At 56.2% G+C, this 2,807-nt stretch carries 1 rRNA gene; it reads left to right on the forward strand.

From position 1 onward, the window contains the following. Nucleotides 1–2,663, forward strand: a 23S ribosomal RNA gene (locus tag AC5RVV_RS17155); the annotation flags it as partial. Between the last annotated feature and the right edge of the window lie 144 nt (nucleotides 2,664–2,807).

Genomic DNA, 2,807 nt, shown 5'->3' on the forward strand with positions numbered 1-2,807 from the left:
ACGGGGCCCGAGAAATCCCGTGCGAATCTGCCAGGACCACCTGGTAAGCCTGAATACTACCTGATGACCGATAGCGGACAAGTACCGTGAGGGAAAGGTGAAAAGTACCCCGGGAGGGGAGTGAAACAGTACCTGAAACCGTGTGCTTACAATCCGTCGGAGCAGCCTTAGTAGCTGTGACGGCGTGCCTTTTGAAGAATGAGCCTGCGAGTTAGTGTTACGTCGCGAGGTTAACCCGTGTGGGGAAGCCGTAGCGAAAGCGAGTCTGAACAGGGCGTTGCAGTGGCGTGATCTAGACCCGAAGCGGAGTGATCTACCCATGGCCAGGTTGAAGCGCGTGTAAGAGCGCGTGGAGGACCGAACCCACTTCAGTTGAAAATGGAGGGGATGAGCTGTGGGTAGGGGTGAAAGGCCAATCAAACTCCGTGATAGCTGGTTCTCCCCGAAATGCATTTAGGTGCAGCGTTGCGTGTTTCTTGCCGGAGGTAGAGCTACTGGATGGCCGATGGGCCCTACAAGGTTACTGACGTCAGCCAAACTCCGAATGCCGGCAAGTGAGAGCGCAGCAGTGAGACTGTGGGGGATAAGCTTCATAGTCGAGAGGGAAACAGCCCAGACCACCAACTAAGGCCCCTAAGCGTGTGCTAAGTGGAAAAGGATGTGGAGTTGCCCAGACAACCAGGAGGTTGGCTTAGAAGCAGCCACCCTTGAAAGAGTGCGTAATAGCTCACTGGTCAAGTGATTCCGCGCCGACAATGTAGCGGGGCTCAAGTACACCGCCGAAGTTGTGGCATCAGCGTATTATCCAAGCCTTCGTGGTTCAGGAGCGCTGGTGGGTAGGGGAGCGTCGTGTGGGCAGTGAAGCTGCGGCGGAAGCCAGTGGTGGAGCCTACACGAGTGAGAATGCAGGCATGAGTAGCGAAAGACGGGTGGGAAACCCGTCCGCCGAATGATCAAGGGTTCCAGGGTCAAGCTAATCTGCCCTGGGTAAGTCGGGACCTAAGGCGAGGCCGACAGGCGTAGTCGATGGACAACGGGTTGATATTCCCGTACCGGCGAAAAACCGCCCATGCCAATCCGGTGATGCTAACCGCCCAAACCGTTCATCCGTGCCCTTCGGGGCCAGTATGGGCGGGGCGCGCGGGACCCGATCCGGGGAGGTAAGCGTATTAACAGGTGTGACGCAGGAAGGTAGCCGAGCCGGGCGATGGTAGTCCCGGTCCAAGGATGTAGGGTGAACGGTTGGCAAATCCGCCGTTCGTGAAGCCTGAGACCTGACGGGACCCCCGTATGGGGGGATTCGGTGATCCTATGCTGCCGAGAAAAGCATCGACGCGAGGTTTTAGCCGCCCGTACCCCAAACCGACACAGGTGATCAGGTAGAGAATACCAAGGCGATCGAGAGAATTATGGTTAAGGAACTCGGCAAAATGCCCCCGTAACTTCGGGAGAAGGGGGGCCCGGACCGTGAAGAAGCCTTGCGCTTCGGAGCGGGTAAGGGCCGCAGAGACCAGGGGGAAGCGACTGTTTACTAAAAACACAGGTCCGTGCGAAGTCGCAAGACGATGTATACGGACTGACTCCTGCCCGGTGCTGGAAGGTTAAGAGGACCTGTTAGCCCCTTCGGGGGCGAAGCGGAGAATTTAAGCCCCAGTAAACGGCGGTGGTAACTATAACCATCCTAAGGTAGCGAAATTCCTTGTCGGGTAAGTTCCGACCTGCACGAATGGAGTAACGACTTCCCCGCTGTCTCAACCATAAACTCGGCGAAATTGCACTACGAGTAAAGATGCTCGTTACGCGCAGCAGGACGGAAAGACCCCGAGACCTTTACTATAGTTTGGTATTGGTGTTCGGTGTGGCTTGTGTAGGATAGGTGGGAGACTGTGAAGCCCGGACGCCAGTTCGGGTGGAGTCATCGTTGAAATACCACTCTGGTCACTCTGGACATCTAACTTCGGCCCGTAATCCGGGTCAGGGACAGTGCCTGATGGGTAGTTTAACTGGGGCGGTTGCCTCCTAAAGAGTAACGGAGGCGCCCAAAGGTTCCCTCAGCCTGGTTGGCAATCAGGTGGCGAGTGTAAGTGCACAAGGGAGCTTGACTGTGAGAGAGACATCTCGAGCAGGGACGAAAGTCGGGACTAGTGATCCGGCGGCACATTGTGGAATGGCCGTCGCTCAACGGATAAAAGGTACCTCGGGGATAACAGGCTGATCTTGCCCAAGAGTCCATATCGACGGCATGGTTTGGCACCTCGATGTCGGCTCGTCGCATCCTGGGGCTGGAGTAGGTCCCAAGGGTTGGGCTGTTCGCCCATTAAAGCGGTACGCGAGCTGGGTTTAGAACGTCGTGAGACAGTTCGGTCCCTATCCGCTGCGCGCGCAGGAAATTTGAGAAGGTCTGTCCTTAGTACGAGAGGACCGGGACGGACGAACCTCTGGTGTGTCAGTTGTACTGCCAAGTGCACCGCTGATTAGCTACGTTCGGATTGGATAACCGCTGAAAGCATCTAAGCGGGAAGCCGGCTTCAAGATGAGATTTCCATCCCCTTCGTGGGGGAGAGGACCCCAGCCAGACCACTGGGTTGATAGGCCGGATGTGGAAGCGAGGACGAAAGACTCGTGAAGCTGACCGGTACTAATAGTCCGACAACTTACACCACACCACCCCCCTGGGGGTGGGTGATCAAAACATGCTACGCGTCCGCTATGTGGTTCCCAGACAACAACCGTTGTCGAAAAAGGGAACAAACAATTGAATACAGTTCCAAGCACAAGCTTGTAACCAACAGGTTTGCCGCCAACCC

The organism is Arthrobacter sp. MDT2-34-1 (assembly GCF_059091365.1).